Origin of the sequence: Mesorhizobium sp. M1E.F.Ca.ET.041.01.1.1 (assembly GCF_003997355.1) — a bacterium.
Classification (GTDB): domain Bacteria; phylum Pseudomonadota; class Alphaproteobacteria; order Rhizobiales; family Rhizobiaceae; genus Mesorhizobium.
The window spans coordinates 1-784 of the sequence record NZ_RZSL01001138.1 but is presented as its reverse complement, the minus strand read 5'-3'; the positions used below and the strand labels follow the sequence as shown (position 1 = coordinate 784).

At 66.2% G+C, this 784-nt stretch carries 2 protein-coding genes; both read left to right on the top strand.

What is annotated here, in order from left to right:
- The coding region (locus EOA38_RS37945; RefSeq protein WP_189435238.1) for a biotin transporter BioY at nt 1-260 on the top strand (260 nt) is incomplete at its 5' end.
- A gap of 6 nt (nt 261-266) precedes the next feature.
- A complete protein-coding gene (locus EOA38_RS37940) occupies nt 267-683 on the top strand; it encodes a DUF1284 domain-containing protein (protein ID WP_127301618.1) in 417 nt (138 codons plus the stop codon).
- Nucleotides 684-784 lie beyond the last annotated feature (101 nt).

The following is a 784-nucleotide window of genomic DNA, read 5'->3' as shown; positions in this document are numbered from 1 at the left end:
GTGCGGTGGTCGGCTGGCTGGCCGAGCGCGGCTGGAACGGCAATCGGGTGATGCTTGCCTTTGTCGCCATGCTCATCGGCAATCTTCTGTGCCTGGTTCTCGGCACGGCCTGGCTTGCCGTCATGATTGGCGCCGAGAAGGCCATCACCTTCGGCTTCCTGCCGTTCGTCGTCGGCGGCTTGCTGAAGTCGGCGCTGGGTGCCGCGACGCTGAAGCTCTTCTCCACCTATCGAACCGAACCGCGCGACCCACGCGCGTAAGACGCTATGACCGTCAGGCTGCGCGCCCATCATCTGCTCTGCCTGCTGACCTATGTCGGCAAGGGTTACTCGCCCGCCTTCACCGCCAACTATGACAAGGTGGTGGGGCGGCTGGGCAAGGGCGAGGCGGTCTTGATCGTCTCCGGGCCGGACGACATCTGTGCCCCGATGCTGGACGAGCCCGAGCCGCATTGCCTGCGCGAGAGCGCGGTCGAGCGGGACCGGCTCGCGGCGCGCGATGTCGGGGCTCTTCTCGGCCGGCCGATCGAGGCCGGCGAGGCGCTGGTATTAGACGCCTCCAGCCTGGCACGGATGCGGACGGCGTTTTCCTCCGGCCAGACGCGCCAGGCGTGCTCCGGCTGCGAATGGTCCGACCTGTGCGGCGCGGTTGCCGCCGGCGGATTTCACGATACTCGTCTCTAGGAGCGGATATTTCCGCTCCTGCTCCGGACTTCTTGGCCGCGCGGCATCGTTTTTTAAGCCGGATGATCGCATTGTGATTCGCGCCGGATTGAAGCCCGACC

What these genes read in the sequence shown, in the direction of transcription:
- EOA38_RS37940 (WP_127301618.1), top strand. Translation starts at nt 267, where the DNA reads ATGACCGTCAGGCTGCGCGCCCATCATCTGCTCTGCCTGCTGACCTAT.